This window comes from Allokutzneria albata (assembly GCF_900103775.1).
Classification (GTDB): Bacteria; Actinomycetota; Actinomycetes; order Mycobacteriales; family Pseudonocardiaceae; genus Allokutzneria; species Allokutzneria albata.
On sequence record NZ_LT629701.1, the window covers coordinates 3,244,316 to 3,261,191 of the forward strand.

General features: G+C 70.5%; 18 protein-coding genes. 10 read left to right on the forward strand and 8 right to left on the reverse strand.

The window, feature by feature from the left end:
* Positions 1-159: 159 nt before the first annotated feature.
* Both BLT28_RS14620 and BLT28_RS14625 read left to right on the forward strand, forming a co-directional pair.
* Entirely contained in the window at positions 160-1,518 is a 1,359-nt protein-coding gene (locus tag BLT28_RS14620) for a hemolysin family protein (protein WP_030429548.1), read from the forward strand.
* Positions 1,515-2,555 (forward strand): hemolysin family protein, encoded by a 1,041-nt coding sequence (locus BLT28_RS14625; protein WP_030429547.1) that lies wholly within the window; start codon positions 1,515-1,517, stop codon positions 2,553-2,555. Before BLT28_RS14620 ends, BLT28_RS14625 begins: the two co-directional genes overlap by 4 nt.
* 267 nt (positions 2,556-2,822) lie before the next feature.
* Here BLT28_RS14625 and BLT28_RS14630 read toward each other — a convergent pair whose 3' ends face one another.
* Both BLT28_RS14630 and BLT28_RS14635 read right to left on the reverse strand, forming a co-directional pair.
* Positions 2,823-3,101, reverse strand: a complete 279-nt coding sequence (locus tag BLT28_RS14630) for a zinc finger protein (RefSeq protein WP_030429546.1) — start codon at positions 3,099-3,101, stop codon at positions 2,823-2,825.
* Positions 3,102-3,107: 6 nt separating this feature from the next.
* Positions 3,108-4,658, reverse strand: a complete 1,551-nt coding sequence (locus tag BLT28_RS14635) for an amidase (RefSeq protein ID WP_030429545.1) — start codon at positions 4,656-4,658, stop codon at positions 3,108-3,110.
* Between the two features lie 223 nt (positions 4,659-4,881).
* Here BLT28_RS14635 and BLT28_RS14640 point away from each other — a divergent pair, with 223 nt between their 5' ends.
* The 7 genes from BLT28_RS14640 (at position 4,882) to BLT28_RS14670 (ending at position 11,758) form a co-directional block, all read left to right on the forward strand.
* Positions 4,882-5,256, forward strand: coding sequence for an ArsR/SmtB family transcription factor (locus tag BLT28_RS14640; RefSeq protein WP_052407303.1), 375 nt, complete (start codon positions 4,882-4,884; stop codon positions 5,254-5,256).
* Positions 5,238-6,644 carry a substrate-binding protein gene (locus BLT28_RS14645; RefSeq protein WP_052407302.1) on the forward strand — a complete coding sequence of 469 codons (1,407 nt, stop codon included), beginning with the start codon at positions 5,238-5,240 and terminating at the stop codon, positions 6,642-6,644. The genes BLT28_RS14640 and BLT28_RS14645 overlap by 19 nt, the downstream gene beginning before the upstream one ends.
* A gap of 13 nt (positions 6,645-6,657) precedes the next feature.
* Positions 6,658-7,539, forward strand: a complete 882-nt coding sequence (locus tag BLT28_RS14650; protein WP_030429542.1) for a hypothetical protein — start codon at positions 6,658-6,660, stop codon at positions 7,537-7,539.
* A 150-nt stretch (positions 7,540-7,689) separates the two neighbouring features.
* Positions 7,690-9,480: a substrate-binding domain-containing protein gene (locus BLT28_RS14655; RefSeq protein ID WP_030429541.1), complete on the forward strand. Its 1,791-nt coding sequence runs from the start codon at positions 7,690-7,692 to the stop codon at positions 9,478-9,480.
* Between the two features lies 1 nt (position 9,481).
* Positions 9,482-10,552 carry a hypothetical protein gene (locus BLT28_RS14660; RefSeq protein ID WP_052407301.1) on the forward strand — a complete coding sequence of 357 codons (1,071 nt, stop codon included), beginning with the start codon at positions 9,482-9,484 and terminating at the stop codon, positions 10,550-10,552.
* A gap of 286 nt (positions 10,553-10,838) precedes the next feature.
* The gene (locus BLT28_RS14665) at positions 10,839-11,240 is read left to right on the forward strand and encodes a DnaJ family domain-containing protein (RefSeq protein WP_030429539.1); all 402 of its coding nucleotides are present in this window, start codon (positions 10,839-10,841) and stop codon (positions 11,238-11,240) included.
* Positions 11,241-11,320: 80 nt separating this feature from the next.
* A complete protein-coding gene (locus BLT28_RS14670; RefSeq protein ID WP_043811438.1) occupies positions 11,321-11,758 on the forward strand; it encodes a hypothetical protein in 438 nt (145 codons plus the stop codon).
* A 21-nt stretch (positions 11,759-11,779) separates the two neighbouring features.
* On the opposite strand, the gene tuf is transcribed toward BLT28_RS14670, so the two are convergent.
* The 4 genes from tuf to BLT28_RS14685 form a co-directional block, all read right to left on the reverse strand.
* Positions 11,780-12,964 carry an elongation factor Tu gene (gene tuf / locus BLT28_RS14675; RefSeq protein ID WP_030429537.1) on the reverse strand — a complete coding sequence of 395 codons (1,185 nt, stop codon included), beginning with the start codon at positions 12,962-12,964 and terminating at the stop codon, positions 11,780-11,782.
* Positions 12,965-13,115: 151 nt separating this feature from the next.
* Complete coding sequence (locus tag BLT28_RS42540) at positions 13,116-13,247, reverse strand: hypothetical protein (RefSeq protein ID WP_269459652.1); 132 nt, start codon at positions 13,245-13,247, stop codon at positions 13,116-13,118.
* A 21-nt stretch (positions 13,248-13,268) separates the two neighbouring features.
* Positions 13,269-13,652: an effector-associated constant component EACC1 gene (locus BLT28_RS14680; RefSeq protein WP_156050917.1), complete on the reverse strand. Its 384-nt coding sequence runs from the start codon at positions 13,650-13,652 to the stop codon at positions 13,269-13,271.
* A 33-nt stretch (positions 13,653-13,685) separates the two neighbouring features.
* Positions 13,686-14,090 (reverse strand): NUDIX hydrolase, encoded by a 405-nt coding sequence (locus BLT28_RS14685; RefSeq protein WP_030429535.1) that lies wholly within the window; start codon positions 14,088-14,090, stop codon positions 13,686-13,688.
* 133 nt (positions 14,091-14,223) lie between these two features.
* Here BLT28_RS14685 and BLT28_RS14690 point away from each other — a divergent pair, with 133 nt between their 5' ends.
* Positions 14,224-15,054 carry a serine protease gene (locus tag BLT28_RS14690; RefSeq protein WP_030429534.1) on the forward strand — a complete coding sequence of 277 codons (831 nt, stop codon included), beginning with the start codon at positions 14,224-14,226 and terminating at the stop codon, positions 15,052-15,054.
* A 37-nt stretch (positions 15,055-15,091) separates the two neighbouring features.
* Here the strand turns inward: BLT28_RS14690 and BLT28_RS14695 are convergent, their stop codons facing one another.
* Both BLT28_RS14695 and BLT28_RS14700 read right to left on the reverse strand, forming a co-directional pair.
* A complete protein-coding gene (locus BLT28_RS14695) occupies positions 15,092-15,463 on the reverse strand; it encodes a hypothetical protein (RefSeq protein WP_030429533.1) in 372 nt (123 codons plus the stop codon).
* 111 nt (positions 15,464-15,574) lie between these two features.
* Positions 15,575-16,783, reverse strand: a complete 1,209-nt coding sequence (locus BLT28_RS14700; protein ID WP_043811435.1) for an MFS transporter — start codon at positions 16,781-16,783, stop codon at positions 15,575-15,577.
* Between the last annotated feature and the right edge of the window lie 93 nt (positions 16,784-16,876).

Sequence of the window (16,876 nt, forward strand, 5' to 3'; positions counted from 1 at the left end):
AACCAAGGGAGTGACTACCCCCGTGCCCGATCCGCAAGCCAAGCGGATGCTCGAACCCGCTAGCGGTTCTTCCGAATCGTGCGGCGAGCCCTGTAGTAGCGAGCCGGGGGAAAGCCCCGGCTGTCATCTGTTCCAGGCCCCCACCCTGCGGGGCGCCTCATGACCGGCCCCGTGCTCAGCGTCCTCGGCTTGGCCGTGGTGGTCCTGCTCACCCTCGGTACCGCGGTCTTCGTCGCGGCCGAGTTCTCCCTCACCGCGCTGGAGCGCAGCCAGGTGGACAGCCACGTCCACCAGGTGAAGGACCGCAGGGCGCACACCGTGCAGAAGGCCCATCGGACGCTGTCCTTCCAGCTCTCCGGCGCGCAGCTGGGGATCACGATCACCACCCTGGTCACCGGCTACCTCGCCGAGCCCGCGCTGGCCGCGCTGATCACCCCCGGCCTGGTCGGCCTCGGTCTCGGCGAGTCCACGGCCGCCGGGATCTCGCTGGCGATCGCGCTGCTGCTGGCCACCTCGCTGTCGATGGTCTTCGGCGAGCTGGTGCCGAAGAACCTGGCCATCGCCCGTCCGCTGGCCACCGCGAGGATGGTCGCCGGTCTGCAGGCCGGGTTCTCCTCGGCGTTCCGCTGGCTGATCACCGCGCTCAACGGCTCGGCGAACTGGATCGTCCGGCGCTTCGGCGTCGAGCCCGCCGAGGAGCTGCGGTCGGCGCGCTCCCCGCACGAGCTGGGCTCGCTGGTCCGCTCCAGCGCGGCGGGCGGCACCATCGACCCGGGCACGGCGACGCTGCTGGACCGCTCACTGCGCTTCGGCGAGCGCAACGCCGAGGAGCTGATGACCCCGCGCGTGCGGGTGGAGGCGCTGCGGGCGGACGCGACCGTGCTCGACCTGGTCGAGGTGGCGCGGCGGACCGGTTTCTCCCGTTTCCCGGTGCACACCGGCGATCTGGACGAGATCCAGGGCGTTGTGCACGTCAAGCAGGCGTTCGGCGTTCCCCGCGAGGAACGCGCGACCACCAGGGTCGTCGCGCTCTGCCGCCCGGTGCCCACCGTGCCGGAGACGCTGGAGGGCGACGCGCTGCTGGACCGGCTGCGCGGCTCCGGTCTGCAGACCGCCGTCGTCGTCGACGAGTACGGCGGCACGGCGGGCCTGGTGACGCTGGAGGACCTGGTCGAGGAGATCGTCGGCGACGTCCGCGACGAGCACGACCGCAACGAGATCGCCCCGGTGCGCCCCCTCGGCAAGCTCAGCTGGGTGGTCTCCGGCCTGCTCCGGCTGGACGAGGTGGAGGAGGCGACCGGGCTGCGCGTCCCCGATGACGAGTACTACGAGACGATCGCCGGGTTCGTGCTCTACCGGCTCGGCCGCATCCCCACGGTCAACGACGAGGTGCGCTACGACGGCTGGCGGCTGACCGTGCTGCGGATGGACCGGCACCGGATCGCCGAGCTGCGGGTCTCCCGCGTCCCCGACCAGGAGTCCACTGTGGACACCTCGCGGCAGGAGGCGGTCCGATGAGCAACTCGCTCGCCGTCCTCATCTCGCTGTTGTTGCTGCTGGCCAACGCTTTCTTCGTGGCAGCGGAGTTCTCCCTGATCAGCGCGCGGCGGGACCGGCTGGAGGCACTGGCGCAGCAGGGCGTGGCGGGCGCCCGCACGGTGATCAAGGCATCCGAGCAGGTCTCGCTGATGCTGGCGGGCGCGCAGCTGGGCATCACGATCTGCTCGCTGGTGCTCGGCAACCTCGGCAAGCCCGCCGTCGCCGACCAGCTGGAGTCGCTGCTGGGACCGCTCGGCGTGCCGAGCGCGGTGCTGGACCCGCTCGCGTTCGTGCTGGCGATGGCGATCGTGGTGGTGCTGCACATCGTGCTCGGCGAGATGGTGCCGAAGAACATCGCGATCGCGGGGCCGGAGCGCTCGGCGATCCTGCTGGTCCCGGCGCACGTGGCGTTCGTCCGGCTGGTGAACCCGCTGATCCAGCTGTTCAACGTAGTGGCCAACGGGACGCTGCGGCTGATGCGGGTGGAGCCCAAGGACGAGCTGGACACCGCCTACACCTCCGACGAGCTCTCCGCCCTGATCGCGGAGTCCCGCCGGGAGGGCCTGCTCGACGCCTCCGAGCACCGCAGACTGGCGCAGACGCTGTCCTCGACCGAGCGCACGGTGGCCGACGTCCTGGTCCCGACGGAGCGGCTGACCACGCTGCCGGAGAACCCCACCGTCGGCGACGTCGAGCAGGCGGTGACGAGCACCGGGTACTCACGCTTCCCGGTGCGCGCCTCCGACGGGTCGATGCGCGGCTACCTGCACGTGAAGGACGTCCTGGACCAGGCGGGCGCGACCCCGGAGACCCCGGTCCCGGCCAACCGCGTCCGCGGCCTGCCCGCCATCCCGGCCGACGCCGGACTGGACGAGGCTCTGGCCGCCCTGCGCCGCGCCCAGAGCCACCTGGCGACCGCGGTGTCCTCCACCGGTGAGGTGCTGGGCATCGTCGCGATGGAAGACCTGGTCGAGGAGTACGTCGGCACTGTCCGCGACGCCACGCACGTGGGCTAGGGCTGTTCCGCGGTCTTGCGCACTGAATGAGTCATTGAGGTACTTCAACGCACCAAGCGCGGCATTGGGTGCGTGGGTCGAGGACGGCGGGCGGTGTGAACCGCTGCGCGGTCGCCCGGTGCTGCCCAACGTTGGCGCGTCGTCGGCCGGGCGGATATGTCCTGAATGAGTCATTGAGGTACTTCAACGCACCGAACGACTCATTCGGTGCGTAAGGCACAGAAAGCGCCCCGAGGGTCCGGGGCGCGGGCGGCTGAGGAGTGTCCGCTACCAGAGTCGGGGGCGGACGCTCTTCAGCTCGCCGAGCAGCGACTTCGCCGCCTGCCAGCACTTGTCGCAGGTGGGGAAGGCGATCCACTCCGACTCGGGGGCCGGGCGGATGCGGACGGGCTGCCCGCACAGCGACTGCCCCTGCTCCCCCAGCTCGTAGTCGGCGTGCGCCCCCGGGATGGCGTGCCGCGCGCCGTTCTCCGGCTGCCAGAAGAAGATCTGCGGGTCCAGCCGCGCCGAGGGTTTGGCGCCACGGCCGACGTTGGCGTTGGTCATCTCGTCTCACACTCTCGCCGTGCTGGTGCTGCGGTCCGGCGTGGGGAAGCCCCCCATGGCCAGCTCGTGCGCCCGCGCCACGCGCAGGCAGAGGTCGTCGCGTAATCGCGGACCGACGATCATCATGCTGACCGGGAGGCCGCCGACCAGGCCCGCCGGGACCGCGGTGGCGGGATGACCGCTGGCGTCCAGCGGCGCGACGTTGTGCACCATGCCGAGCGCGGCGCCCACGTACTCCTCGCGCGAGGAGTCCTTGCCGGGCAAGCGGTTCGCCACGTGCGGCACGGTCGGCAGCACCAGGACGTCCACTTCGGACAGTGCGGTGTCGTAGCCCGCGATCAGCTCGGGGACCAGGTTGCGGGCCATGGCGTAGTGCGCCCCGTGGTAGCGGCCGAGGGTGTAGGCACCGTTGAGGGCGACCAGTTTGACGGTCTCGGAGAAGGCGTCGGCGTGCCGGGCTCGCCCGGCGCCGAAGTGGGCGACCAGCTCCGGGTCCATCGGGCCCGGCACGCCGCGGGCCAGGCCGTTGCCGTCGATCATCTGCCAGGCGATGCCGTCGGTGGCGATCACCTTCCAGACGTCGAAACCCTTGGTGTGCCAGGGAACGCTGATCTCGCTGACCACCGCGCCCGCTTCGGCGAGCCGGTGCGCGGCGGCCGACACGGCCGCGTCCACCCTCGGATCGGACAGCCCGGGCAGGCCGAAGCCCTCGGTCAGCAGGCCGATGCGCAGCCCCTCGACCCCGGCGTCGAGGTCGGCGAGGTAGTCGGCGGGCGCGGTGCGCGGGTCCTGCCGGGGGTCGAGCCCGTCCGGCCCGGCCAGCACGCCCAGCAGCGTCGCCGCGTCGGTCACCGTCGCCGCGATCGGGCCGAGGTGGTCCAGGGTGTTCTCCATCGGGAACGAGCCGGTGCACGGCACCAGGCCGTGGGTGGGCTTGTGCCCGACGACCCCGCTGAACGCGGCGGGCACGCGCAGCGAGCCGCCCTGGTCGCCGCCGAGCGCCAGGTCCGCCTCGCCGGTGGCGACGAGCACCGCGGGCCCGGACGAGGAGCCGCCCGCGGAGCGCTCCGGGTCCCACGGGTTGCGCACGGGACCGTCCGCGCCGGTGTGGCTGCCCGCGGAGTAGCCGAGGTCCTCGCAGGTGCCCTTGCCGACGATCCGGCCACCCGCGTCCAGCACCCTGGTCACCACGGTGGCGTCGGCGCGCGGCACGAACCCGCGCAGCGCCCGGGAACCGTTGGCCATCGGCACGCCGCCGACGGCGATGTTGTCCTTGACCACCACGGTGCGCCCGGCCAGCGGGCCGTCCTCGCGGGTGCGCAGATCGGTGCGCAGGCACCAGGCGTTGAGCGGGTTCTCCGAGCGCGCGGGAGGAGCGTGCTCCCGCCGAGGCGGTTCGGGGGCCCGCTCGGCGTGGAGCCGCTCGACCTCGGAGTAGGAGGCGAGGGTTGGTGCCATCAGATCGCGGAAGGACTCGAGCGCGCCGTCGTCGAGGGACAGGCCGTACCGCTCCGCGATCTCCCTGAGCTCCGCGACGGAAGGAGGGACGATGCCCATCGACGACAGTTCCCTTCTGTGCCACAGTTCTCGTGACTGGTCCGTCCGGATTTCCCAGATGGCACAAAGGGTATGAACGCGCTGACGATCGTGTCAATGGATCTTGACCCGTTCGCCGGGTGGCACGCCTGCGCTTCGACCTCCTGAGTGACGGTTTGCCATGGTGGCAAACGCGGAGATACAGTGGCGATCTTGGAGTGTGCGACCACGTCGGGCGGGTTCGGTGGGCCAGATCTCGGGCAGCGGTGAGGCCTCCGCCTTCGACGCGTTGGCCGACGACACCCGGCGCACGGTGCTCAGCCTCCTCTCCGAACACGGCGAGCTGACCGTCTCCGACCTCGCCTCCCGGTTCGACCACATCGGCCGCACCGCCGTCTCCATGCAGCTGCGGGTGCTCCGCGACGCGGGCATGGTCCAGGAGCGCCGGGCGGGCAAGTACCGCTTCTACTCGCTGCGGGTCGAGCCGATGAACGAGGTGCTCAGCTTCCTCAGCACGCTCTACGGCGCCTCCCTCGACGCGCTGGCCGCGGTCGCCGAGCGGAGGGCGCCCGGAACCGAGGACCAGCTCGAAGGGCAACGGTGGGGAACCTCGTCCTGACCCAGCAACGACACGTCCCGCTCCATCCCGGGGACGTGTTCGCCCTGCTGGGCAGCGACGAGTCGGCGGGCTGGCTCTTCGGCGCGGACTACGACGCCATGAGGGTCGGCGCGCTGGTGCGGTTCGACCTGCCGGTGAACCCGGCCGATCCGGCGAGCGCGACGATCGAGGCCACCGGCCGCATCGCCCTGCTGGACCCGCCGCGCCGCATCGTCATCGAGCAGCACGCGCCCTGGCCGGGCACGGTGAGCTGCACGATGCTGCCCGCGAAGGACGGCTCCGGCACCACGGTGCGCCTCGGTGTCGAGGTGCCGGGCGACGCGGTGACCTGGCTGTTGCGCCAGCGCGGCTACGACCCCATCGAGGAGCGCGCCGCGCCCGGCACGGTGCGGATCGGCGTGCTGGTCAGCAAGTCCGGCCCGGCCAGCATCTTCGGCGCCACCACGGAGAAGCTGGCGATGATGGCCGCCGACGAGGTCAACGCGGACGGCGGGGTGAACGGCTGCCGGCTGCAGGTGGTGGTGCGCGACGACGCCAGCGTTCCGGACGTCGGCGCCGAGCAGTTCCGCAGACTGGTCGGTCTCGACGGTTGCCGCGTCGTGGTCACGAACTGCACGTCGGCGGTGTTCCCGGTGATCGCGAAGCTGGCCCGGCGGCTCGGGGTGCTGCTCGTGCACACGCCGATCAACGAGGGCGGGCGCTACTCCCCCAACGTGGTCCGGCTCGGCGAGCGCCCGTCCGCGCAGCTGCGCACGGCGCTTCCGGAGCTGATGAAGAGCACTGGCGGCAACGTCTACCTAGCGGGCAACGACTACGTGTGGCCGCGCGTGATGAACGCCACCGCACGCGCGCTCGTGGAACGGCTCGGCGGCGCCGTGGCGGGTGAGCGCTACAAGCCCATGGGCACCCGCGACTTCTCCGACGTCATCGAGGACATCATCGCGAGCCGTGCGGACGTGGTGGTGTCGACGTTCGTCGGCTCGGATTCGGCACTGTTCGAGCGGCAGTCGTACAGCGCGGGGTTGCGGGACCGGTGCCGGACGCTGTCGATGGCCTACGACGAGTCCACACGCGACCTCACGGGCGGTGAAGCGGCGCGCGGTGTGTGGGCGACGTTCGGCTACTTCCAGGAAGTGGACTCCAAGCCCAACAAGGACTTCCTGCGTCGCTACCGCGAACGGTTCGGCGCTGCGGCTCCTCCGCTGTCCAGCATCACGGAGTCGGTCTACGAGGCGATTCACATGCTTGCCGCTTCCGGGGCGCTGACGAAGGACTTCGTGCTGTCGGACCTGTCGTCGGCGTTGCGCGCGCAGTGGAACGCGGGCAAGAAGCGCCCCTTGTACCTGGCCGAAGCGGTCACCGGCGGATTCCGCATCTCACCGCACTAATACGCTGTGCGGCATGACCGTGGTGCTGAGCGAGGCGGAGTGGCGTGCGCGCCGTGACGCTCATCTCGCACGCGTCAGGCCGTGGACGCAAGGACACCGCGAGCGGCGCATCAAAGGGCTCAAGCATCCGGTCCTGGACTTCCTGTTCACCTACTACTCGTTCCGTCCTTCACGGTTGGAGCGGTGGCACCCTGGCCCCGATGTCGTCTTGGAAGGCGCGGACGAGTACTTGGATTGGGCCGGATACACCGGGACCGACGGAGGCGTCGCGCTCGACCCGATGGCGTTCACAGAAGCACGGCGGCGCACGGCCGAGTTCGTGCTCGCACTGCTCACTGCGACGGCATCGCGCTCGCCGCGCCTGGGCTGCTTCGGTCTGCACGAGTGGGCGATGGTCTACCGGACGACTCCCGAGGAAGTTCGGCACACGGGTTGGTCGTTGCGCCTTGGGCACGATGGGACCGACAGCGTGGTCGAGGGGTCCCGGATCGCGTGCAGCCACTTCGACGCTTTTAGGTTCTTCACCACGCCCGCGCGCCCGCTGAACGCGTTGCAGCCCACGCGCGAGTCACAGATCGCGCTAGAGCAGCCCGGGTGCCTCCACGGAAATATGGATCTCTTCAAGCACAGCTACAAGTTGGCGCCGTTCACGCCGAGTGATCTGGTCGCCTCGTGCTTCGAACTCGCCGTGGACGTGCGCGAACTCGATATGCGCGCCAGCCCCTACGACCTGGCTGACCTGGGCTATTCGCCGGTGCGGATCGAGACGCCCGAGGGGCGCGCCGAGTACGTGAAGGCCCAGGCCGCCTTCGCCGAGCGCGCCGCGCCGCTGCGCCAGGCGCTGATCGACGTATGCCAACGTCTGCTCAAGTACCCCGTTGGCGCTACCCGGTAACACTCTGTCCACTTAGCGTCACGTTCCTTGACGTATTGCCTTCACCTGTTAGCGTGAAACGGACGACCGGGCTTCTCTGTCGGGGCGATGTAGCCCGGCGCCGACTACGTTGAGCATTCGCGAGCCAGGCGCTGGAAAGGGACGTCGCTGATGGGTCGACACCGCGCGGAACTGCTGAAAACCCGGCGCGGGGTGGCACTGTGGCCGATCGTGGCTGTCGCCGTCGTGGCCGTGCTGGGCCTGGGTTGGTTCGCCTGGGACTACGTGAACAGCGTCCTCGACGAGCGGGCGGCGAGCAGCAGCGAGGGGTGCCCGGAGGGGAACGCGACCCTGCGGGTCGCCGTGGCGCCCTCGATCGCCGAGCCGGTGCAGCAGGCCGCGACCGCGTGGGCCGCGCAGCGCCCGGTGATCCGCAACCACTGCGTCCAGGTCGAGGTCCAGGCGATGGACTCGGCCATGACGCTGCAGAACCTCAGCCAGGGCTGGGACCAGAGCAAGGTCGGCCCGCCGCCCTCGGCGTGGCTGCCCGAGTCGTCGCTGTGGGTGAACCAGCTCAAGGCGGCCAACGCGGCGCTGCTCGGCTCCACCCCCGCCTCGATCGCGACCAGCCCGGTGCTGCTGGCCGTTCCGGAGCCCGCGGGCGCGGCGATGCTCTCCGGCAGCTCCTTCCGCTGGTCCGACCTGCCCGAGCTGGCCTCGGTGGACAACGGCTGGAGCCGCTTCCAGAAGCCGGAGTGGGGCGCGCTGACGCTGACCATCCCCGATCCCGCCCGCAACCCGGCGAGCGCGCTGGCGATCCAGTCCGCGCTCGCGGGGGCGAGCCCGCAGGGCCGGGGGCCGGTCACCACGGAGATGCTCTCCGACGACCGGATCAAGGACGTGATGAACCGGCTGGCGACGGCCAACACCGCGAAGCCGCCGTCGACCACGCTGGAAGCCCTGGTGGAGCTGGGCAAGGTCGACGACCTGGCGAAGGCGCCCTTCGAGGCGGTCCCGGTGGTGGAGGCCGACCTCTACCGCCGCAACGTGGGCAAGGACGCCGCGCCGTCCCCGGTGCGCACGCTGTCCGGGGTGCAGGTGGGCGGGCCGACGCCCACCGCCGACTACCCCTTCGTCGCGCTGGCCGGTGAGCTGACCGACGACGTGCAGGTGCGCGCGGCGCAGCGGTTCAGCGACTTCCTCAAGGAGCCGGACCAGCAGCGGTTGCTGGCGCAGCAGTCCGGGGTCCGCGTCGGCTCCACCCAGGAGCGGCCGAACCCCTCGCCCGGCATCCGCTGGGCCGCGACGCCGGAGGCGCTGGCGCCCGCCGACGCCGACGCCACGCAGCAGATCTCCGCGGCGTGGGCGAGCTCGGGCGCGGGCGCGCAGGCGGTGACCGTGCTGGTCGACGTGTCCCGGTCGATGACCCAGGACGGCGGTGACGGGCAAACCCGGATGGCGTGGCTGAAACGCGCGCTGCGGGGCCAGGTGGAGCGCTCGGTGGGCGGCTTGTTCGGGTTGTGGGAGTTCTCCCGTTCGCTCGACGGCGCCAAGCCGTACAAGCAGCTCGCGCCGACGAAACCGGTGTCCCAGCAGCGAACCTTGCTGATGGACGCCATCAACGGTCTCAAGCCCACCAGTGCGACGCAGACCTACACGAGCGTGCTGGCCGTCTATCGTTCGGCGATGGAGAACTACGAGGCCGGCCGGACGAACCGGATCGTGGTCGTCACCGACGGCTCGAACGACGGCGGGATCACCCTGCAGCAGCTGCAGACCGAGCTGAACAAGCTGCGCAACGACGAGAAGCCGCTGTCGATCAGCTTCATCGCGTTCGGTTCCGACGTCGACCGGGCGCCGCTGAACCAGATCGCCCGCGCCAACGGCGGCACGGTGTCGGTCGCGGCCAACGGCAGGGCGCTCGACCCGGCGCTGAGCCAGCTGCTGGCCGGGAACCGCTGACGTGGAAGAGATCCTGCGCACGGCGACGGCCGTCCTGGGCACGTCGGTAGCGGATCCCGTCGACCTCGGCGGCTCCGCGCGGTCCACTGCGGCCCGTTGCGTCACCGGTGACGGCGGCACGGTGATCGTGAAGGCGTACAAGAACGAGCCGGAAGCGTTGCGCTGCTTCACCGCCGAGGCGGCGGGGCTGGCGCTCGGTGCCGGCTCGGGCCCTCAGCTGCTCGCTGTGGACACCGAGTTCCCGTTGCTGGTCATGGAAGATCTCGGAGAGGCACCGAGCCTCGCCGACGCGCTCCTCGGCGATTCCGCCGACACGGCAAGGGAAGCTCTGCTCGCGTGGGCGCGCGCGTACGGCAGGCTCGCTGCGGAGACCGTCGGCCGTCAGGACGAGTTCGCCGCCCTGCGCGCCCGTTATGACCGCGGGGACCAGAAGTGGGGCGACGACCCGTGGATTCGCGACGCGCTCGACGGACTGCCCGCAGTGCTCGGCTCGCTCGGTGTGACCGCGCCGGACGGGCTGCTCGCCGAGGTGTCACCGATCCTCGGGCTGCGGCAGTTCCCGGTCTACTCCCCCGGTGACATCTGCCCGGACAACAACCTGTTCTTCCCGGACCGGGTGCGGTTGCTGGACTTCGAGGGCGCCGAGTACCACTCGGTGTTCATCGACGCCGTCTACACCAGGATGCCGTTCTCCTCGTGCTGGTGTGTTTTCCGCCTGCCGCAAGGCATTCAGGAGTCGATCGAGGCGGAGTACCGCGCCGAAGTGGCGAAGGGGCACCCCGACCTGCTCGACGATCACGTGTGGCGCGAGGGCATGCGGCTCGGGATGATCGCGTGGACGCTGGACGCGACGACGGCGCTCACCCCACGGGTCCTCGACGAGGACAGGCTGCTGCACCGGACCAGGCGACCCGTGCCGAGCATGCGCCAGTTGCTGCGCTACCGCTGGGAAACCCTGCTCTCCGAGGTGCCCGACCTGCCCGCCACCTCGGAGTTGCTGCGTCGACTGCTCGCCGCGACGCAGCGGTGGGAAGCGCCCACGATGCCGCTCTACCCGGCTTTCGCCGGTTAGCACCGGATCAGCGCGCGGGTCGACGGGATTCGTTGTGGCCGGAGCGTTCTCGGCGATCCCGACCTCCACCTCAAGGCCGAGTCGAGCCGGAGGCGGCGCTCGGTGAGCCACGGCCCCCACCCCGGGCCCACGAACCGACCAACCCAAGCGCCACAACGTCTTCCAGGCCGCGAACCCACTCGGCGGCGCGCGAGAAGGACCTCGGCCTCGCGTTCCGGTGTCGTCACGCCTCCAGCGTGCCGTTCCGTAGGATGGGGCTCAGGCGGAACGACACGAGGGGGACGTCATGACGGAGCGCAAACCGGCGGGGACCTCGTTCGAGACCTGGATCGACCAGCAGGTGCGCGAGGCCGAGGAACGCGGCGAGATGGCCGACCTCCCCGGTCATGGCAAGCCGATCCCCCAACGCCACGGCGGCACCATGGAGTGGATCGCGGAGAAGCTGCGCAAGGAGAACGTCGACACCTCCGCGCTGCTGCCGCCGTCGCTCGCGCTGGCCAAGGAGGCCGAGGACCTGCCGCAGCGACTGGCGAAACTGCGCTCCGAGGACGCCGTGCGCGATCTGCTGCCGGACCTCAACGAGCGGATCCGCAAGGCACAGCTGGCCCCGCAGATCGGTCCGCCCATGCGCACCCGCCAGGTCGACGTCGAGGCCACGCTCGCCACCTGGCGCGCCGACCGCACGTAGGCGCGCTCCCTCTCGCGGGGGAGGACATCCGGCTCGGTGTGGGGAGTGCTGCGCGGCGTGCGGCTCGTAGCGTCGTCGGCATGGTTGGTGCACGACGATGGCCCGCGTACACCCTGGCGTTGCTGTTCCTCGGTTACGCAGCGGGGAAAGCCGCATTCGCGGTGCAGGCCCGGCTCGGGTTCCCGGGTGGTCCTCCCGTGTCGGCCGAGGAGACCGCGAGCTATGTCCTGGACCCGGCCACCGCGCAGTGGTTCGCCAGCGCCTCCGGTGTGGCGGGCGCGTGCATCGCCCTCGCCACCGTGACCGCGGTGGGCTGCCGGGTGCCGAGAACGGTGATGCTGGCCGTGCTGGCCGTGCTGCTGCTGGCCGTCGGCGGCGGCGCGGCGATCATGGTCGTGGACGCGTTCATCGGGATCGGCGTGGGTTGGCAGTGGTACCACGGCGTCCTGGGCATCGTCGCGATCGCGCTGCTCGCCGAGATGACCCGCTCCTACGCGAGAGCGGGGCGCCACCGGTAACGGCGACGCCCCACTCTGAGGTCAGGCCAGGATCTCCAGCACGGTGCCCGCGCCGACGGTCCTGCCGCCCTCGCGGATCGCGAAGCCGAGGCCCTTGCTCATCGCGATCGGCTTGCCCAGCTCGACGGTGAACTCCACCGAGTCGCCGGGCAGCACGAACTGACCCTCGTCCAGCTCCACCACGCCGACCACGTCACTGGTGCGGAAGTGGAACTGGGGCCGGTAGTTCGCGCCGAACGGCGTGCGCCTGCCGCCCTCCTCCGCGGAGAGCACGTAGACGCTCGCCCGGAACCGGGTGTGCGGCCGCACGCTGCCGGGCAGGCAGACCACCTGGCCGCGGCGGACGTCGTCCCGGCGCACCCCGCGCAGCAGCAGCGCGGCGTTGTCCCCGGCCTGGGCCTGCGGCAGCGACTTGCCGAAGGTCTCGATGCCGGTGCACACGCTGCTCACCGTGGGGCCGAGCCCGACCACCTCGACCGCGTCGCCGACGCCGATCACGCCCTGCTCCACCGCGCCGGTGACCACGGTCCCGCGCCCGGTGATGGTGAGGATGTTCTCGATCGGCATCAGGAACGGCCGGTCCAGGTGCCGCACCGGCTCCGGGACGTAGCGGTCCACCGCGTCCAGCAGCTCGACCACGCTCGGCGTCCACTCCGGGTCGCCCTCCAGCGCCCGCAGCGCGGAGACCCGCACGATCGGGACCTCCTCGCCGGGGAAGCCGTAGGTGCTGAGCAGCTCGCGCAGCTCCAGCTCGACGAGGTCCAGCAGCTCCGGGTCGTCCACCGCGTCGGCCTTGTTCATGGCCACCACGATGTGCGAGACGCCGATCCGGCGGGCCAGCACCACGTGCTCCCGGGTCTGGGGCATCGTGCCGTCCTGCGCGGAGACCACCAGGATCGCCCCGTCCAGCTGGGCCGCGCCGGTGATCATGTTCTTCACGTAGTCGGCGTGGCCCGGCATGTCCACGTGGGCGTAGTGCCTGGTCGCGGTCTCGTACTCGACGTGCGCGATGTTGATCGTGATCCCCCTGGCGACCTCCTCCGGCGCCTTGTCGATCCCGTCGAAGGCGACGTAGCGGGTGGTGCCGTCCCGCTCGGCGAGCACCTTGGTGATCGCCGCGGTCAGCGTGGTCTTGCCGTGGTCGACGTGACCCATCGTGCCGATGTTGAGGTGGGGCTTGGTCCGCAGGTGCTCCTGCTTGCTCATGGCTGTTTCCCTGGTCTGGCTCGCTGTGCGAACAAGGCTGAACCCCCACGTGGCGTGAGGGTCAAGAACCTGGGCGCGCGCGTCCCCCGGTCAGGGGGTGGATCGCGGGGCCGACACCCTCCTCCGTGGTTCTTGGAAGATGGGAGGAGGGTCAGCTTCGGGCGCCTGCCAGCACCGAGGAGACGGCCGCCAGCGCGCCGGACAGGTCTGCGCCTGCCAGCGTCGAGGGGACGGCCGTGGTGAACATGGCGACGATGATGACAGCCCGCTCCCCGGCTGTCACGGGGTTTTCCGCAGACCGTCCTCAGTGGACGGACGGGGCGAGCTGCCTGGCCAGGCGGGCGGACTCGGCGCGCACCCCGTCCTCGTCGAGGGCGCGGACCCGGTCGGCCCGCAGCTCGACCGTGGCCCCGTCCGCGGTGGCCAGGCTCAGGTCGACGCCGGTCTCGCGGTGCCTCAGCCAGGAGAGCACGGCCGAGGCGAGCACCGACGTCGCCCCCTCGGTGTCCGTGGCGACGACGAGCACGTCCACCACGCCGGCGGGCCCGCTCGCACCGCAGGGGCGGTGGCCGAGGTGCAGCGGCCCGCGCAGCTCACCGGTCTCCACCAGCCATCCCCGCAGCGAGCGCAGGCAGTCGGTGGTCCCGGTGCCGCGCACGGAGATCGTCACTGACCGCTGATCATCCATCAGGGCAACGTAACACCGCGCGCAACACCCGCGTCAGGTCAGCGCCAGCGAGGCCCTGACGTGGTCGACGAGGTCCAGTTCGGCCGCGCGCTCCGGCGCCAGCCAGACGCAGCTGTCGTGCTCGTCCGGGTTGAGCACCACCTCGGACGTGCCGTCGTCGGCGACCTCGTATATCCGCGCGTGGATCCGCAGTGGACGGCCGTCGACGTCCATCCACGTGTGCGTGCTGCGCTCGCCGAGCACCCGCACGGACAGCCCGGTCTCCTCGGCGGCCTCGCGGACGGCGGCGCTCTCCTCCGGTTCCCCCGGCTCCACCGTGCCGCCCGGCAGCTCCCACCGGCCACCGAGGAACCCCTTGGCCCGGCGGCGGATGAACAGCACCGCGTCGCCGCGCTCGATCCAGCAGTACACGAGGTGCTTCTCCGCGAACTCCGCCATTGCGGCATCCTCGCAAACTTCGCTCAGCCGGGCGAAAGAAACACGCGATCGGGCAAGAGAGCTCTCGCACCGGCGCCAACCTTGGTTAGGTCGGTCGGGAAGTCACCCTGTCCCGCCAGGAAAGGAGCTTCCCGTGGTGCGCGCACTCCTGACCGCGGCACTCGCGGTCGCCGCCCTGCTCAGCCCCGCCACCGCGCACGCGGACCCCGGGCCGCGCATCGTCGGCGGCACCCAGGTGAAGGCGAACCGGTACCCGTGGATGGTGGCGATCATCGACACCGGCCGGAAGACCCAGTTCTGCGGCGGTTCCCTGGTCAACAGCAGGTGGGTGGTGACCGCCGCGCACTGTACGTTCGGGCGGCGGGCCACCGGGATCGCGGTGGCGCTCGGCGCGACCGACTGGCGGCAGCCGGTGCGCACGGCGGCCGTGCGCAGGCTGGTCGACCACCCCGGCTACGTCGACCCGAAGGAGAACCGGGGGAGCAGGCTGCTCAACGACATCAGCATGATCGAGCTCGCCGAGGAGATCCCGCTCGACGACCGCCGCATCCAGACGATCGCGCTGCCCAAGCCGGGAACCGGGTTCTTCTCCGCGGTCGCCGCGGGCTGGGGGATGACGACCTACCAAGGGAAAGCCTCGGTGAAGCTGCTGGAAGTGCCGCTGCTGAACCAGGAGTTGCTGTGCACGCGCCTGTACCCCTTGCTGCGCCTGACCTTCGACCCGCGCGTCCAGACCTGCGCCGCGGCACCGGGCAAGGACGTGTGCAAGGGGGACTCCGGCGGCCCGCTGATGGCCGCGTTCTCCGGGCGGATGCACCTGGTCGGCGTCGTCTCGTGGGGCGTGGTGTGCGGCGACCAGAGCAAACCCGCCGTCTACACCAAGGTCTCCGCCTACACCGACTGGATCAGGAGCGTGGCCAGAACCGGGCGGTGGCAGCAGAACCCGGGCATCCCCAACTCCTGACCGGCACGACAGTGGACGAAGGGATCCTCCTGCGTGATCAGCAGGTGATTCGGACTTCCCGGCTCATGGGCTTGTTGTGCTTGCTGATCCGAATCGTCGTGCGGTAGGTCTCCGTCTCACCGGGTGTGCAGGAATAGGCCAGTTGCGCGGAACCGTCACCCGTGCGCGTGTACTCGGCCTTCCTCGTCCAACCACCGAGCATGTTCCGCCACTCCAGGTACGCCTGCCACCCGGGGTTGAGGAAGTGCGTGCAGCCTCGCACCGAGACATCGGCGTACACCACCCGACCGGAAGAGAACGGTGCGCCCGGAACCGCCTTGCAGCCACTGGCGGCCTCGGCCTGCGCGGGGGAACACAGCGACATGAGGCCGAATGCGGCCAGCCCCACCACGGCGAGCTTGTGGTACACGGTTCGGTCCTCTCTTTCTGATCGATCAAGACGACCGAACCGTAGGCGCCACGCCGCGGCGGCAGCCAGTTGGAGAAGCTGATGGGCACCGGCGCACAACACGAGTGACCATCATGAACGGACACGAACCGCGCTCTGCTGAACCCGCGCCGGCCGTCGTTCTCCAGCGGCCAGCGCGACCGCCAACACGAGGTACGGCACCGCGAACATCGCGAAGATCGCTCCCTGGGACATCCCCGCCGACGCCGCGGCGTAAGTGCCGTAGAGCAGCACCGTCAGCACTCCCACGCCCAAGCCCGCCAACGAGGTCACCGTGGCCCGACTGGGGCCGGTGATGTTCTCCTGCAACCGTGCGCCGAGCACGACGCTCGCCAGTTGAAAGGCACAGAAACCCAATGCCAGCAAGAAGAATCCAGCGAAGGAATCCAGGAGCGCTCCCGCGCCGAGCGCGAACGCCCCGAGCGCCAACAACCCGCTGATCCCTTTCGTGGCGAGCCGTTCTCCCAGGGGCGCAAGGAGTCCGCCGCTGGTCACGCCGAGCCAGATCAGCAGCATCACCCATGGAACCGCTGTCGGCGCGACCCCCTTCTCCAACGACAGCAAGGGAACGTACTCCTCAAGCGCGTCCCACACGCCCATCACGAACGGCAGCACCAGGAGCGTGCGCCGCACCGCCGGATCGACACGGGCCTCACGCAGTCCCAGGCGCAGAGTGACGAAGTAGCCCGGCTCGTCCTTCTCCGTCCGAACACGGTGCTCGGGGAGCAGCAAGGCGATTCCCGCGGCGGCGACACAGGCCAGAACACTGGCAACACCAACGGTTTCATAGCCGCCGAGCGCCAGCACGGGACCGGCGAAGGCCATGGCCAGCACGATCGCGAACTGGCTCGCCGCCCGTGCCCGGCCCATGACCCGCGCGTAGCGGTCCGCCGCACCGAGGCGATCGAGTTCTTCGTACACCAGTGCTTCGAGGGAGCCGGAGGTCAGCGCGTTCTCGACACCCCACAGCACGAACCCGAGCAGGAACGCCCAGTACGAAGGGAAGGCGATCCACAGCGCGTAGCCCGCTCCGGCGCACAACGGCCCGAGGGCGAGCAACCACCGGCGGGAGAAGGTGTCCGCCCACGCTCCGGAGGGAACCTCCAGCACGAGCGCGGCGACGCACCAGATGACGAACAGCGACGAGATCTCGGCGACCGAGAGCCCGGTGTCGACGAACAGCAGCGAGTACACCGGGTACAGCAGCACCAGGCTGCCGGCGAACATGTACGCGTACAACGTGCCTGCGAGCCTGCGGGCACGTGAAGAAGATGCGGTCATGGGGTCTTTCCCGGGAGTTGGGGCACGGACGCGGAACCAACCGCGGCCACCGGGGGACCCCTAGTCGTGGATCAATGTCGCCAGCTCATGCGG

Coding starts and splice junctions, on each gene's coding strand:
- BLT28_RS14620 (WP_030429548.1), top strand. CDS start 160: ATGACCGGCCCCGTGCTCAGCGTCCTCGGCTTGGCCGTGGTGGTCCTG.
- BLT28_RS14625 (WP_030429547.1), top strand. CDS start 1,515: ATGAGCAACTCGCTCGCCGTCCTCATCTCGCTGTTGTTGCTGCTGGCC.
- BLT28_RS14630 (WP_030429546.1), bottom strand. CDS start 3,101: ATGACCAACGCCAACGTCGGCCGTGGCGCCAAACCCTCGGCGCGGCTG.
- BLT28_RS14635 (WP_030429545.1), bottom strand. CDS start 4,658: ATGGGCATCGTCCCTCCTTCCGTCGCGGAGCTCAGGGAGATCGCGGAG.
- BLT28_RS14650 (WP_030429542.1), top strand. CDS start 6,658: ATGACCGTGGTGCTGAGCGAGGCGGAGTGGCGTGCGCGCCGTGACGCT.
- BLT28_RS14655 (WP_030429541.1), top strand. CDS start 7,690: ATGGGTCGACACCGCGCGGAACTGCTGAAAACCCGGCGCGGGGTGGCA.
- BLT28_RS14665 (WP_030429539.1), top strand. CDS start 10,839: ATGACGGAGCGCAAACCGGCGGGGACCTCGTTCGAGACCTGGATCGAC.
- BLT28_RS14670 (WP_043811438.1), top strand. CDS start 11,321: ATGGTTGGTGCACGACGATGGCCCGCGTACACCCTGGCGTTGCTGTTC.
- tuf (WP_030429537.1), bottom strand. CDS start 12,964: ATGAGCAAGCAGGAGCACCTGCGGACCAAGCCCCACCTCAACATCGGC.
- BLT28_RS14680 (WP_156050917.1), bottom strand. CDS start 13,652: ATGGATGATCAGCGGTCAGTGACGATCTCCGTGCGCGGCACCGGGACC.
- BLT28_RS14685 (WP_030429535.1), bottom strand. CDS start 14,090: ATGGCGGAGTTCGCGGAGAAGCACCTCGTGTACTGCTGGATCGAGCGC.
- BLT28_RS14700 (WP_043811435.1), bottom strand. CDS start 16,783: ATGACCGCATCTTCTTCACGTGCCCGCAGGCTCGCAGGCACGTTGTAC.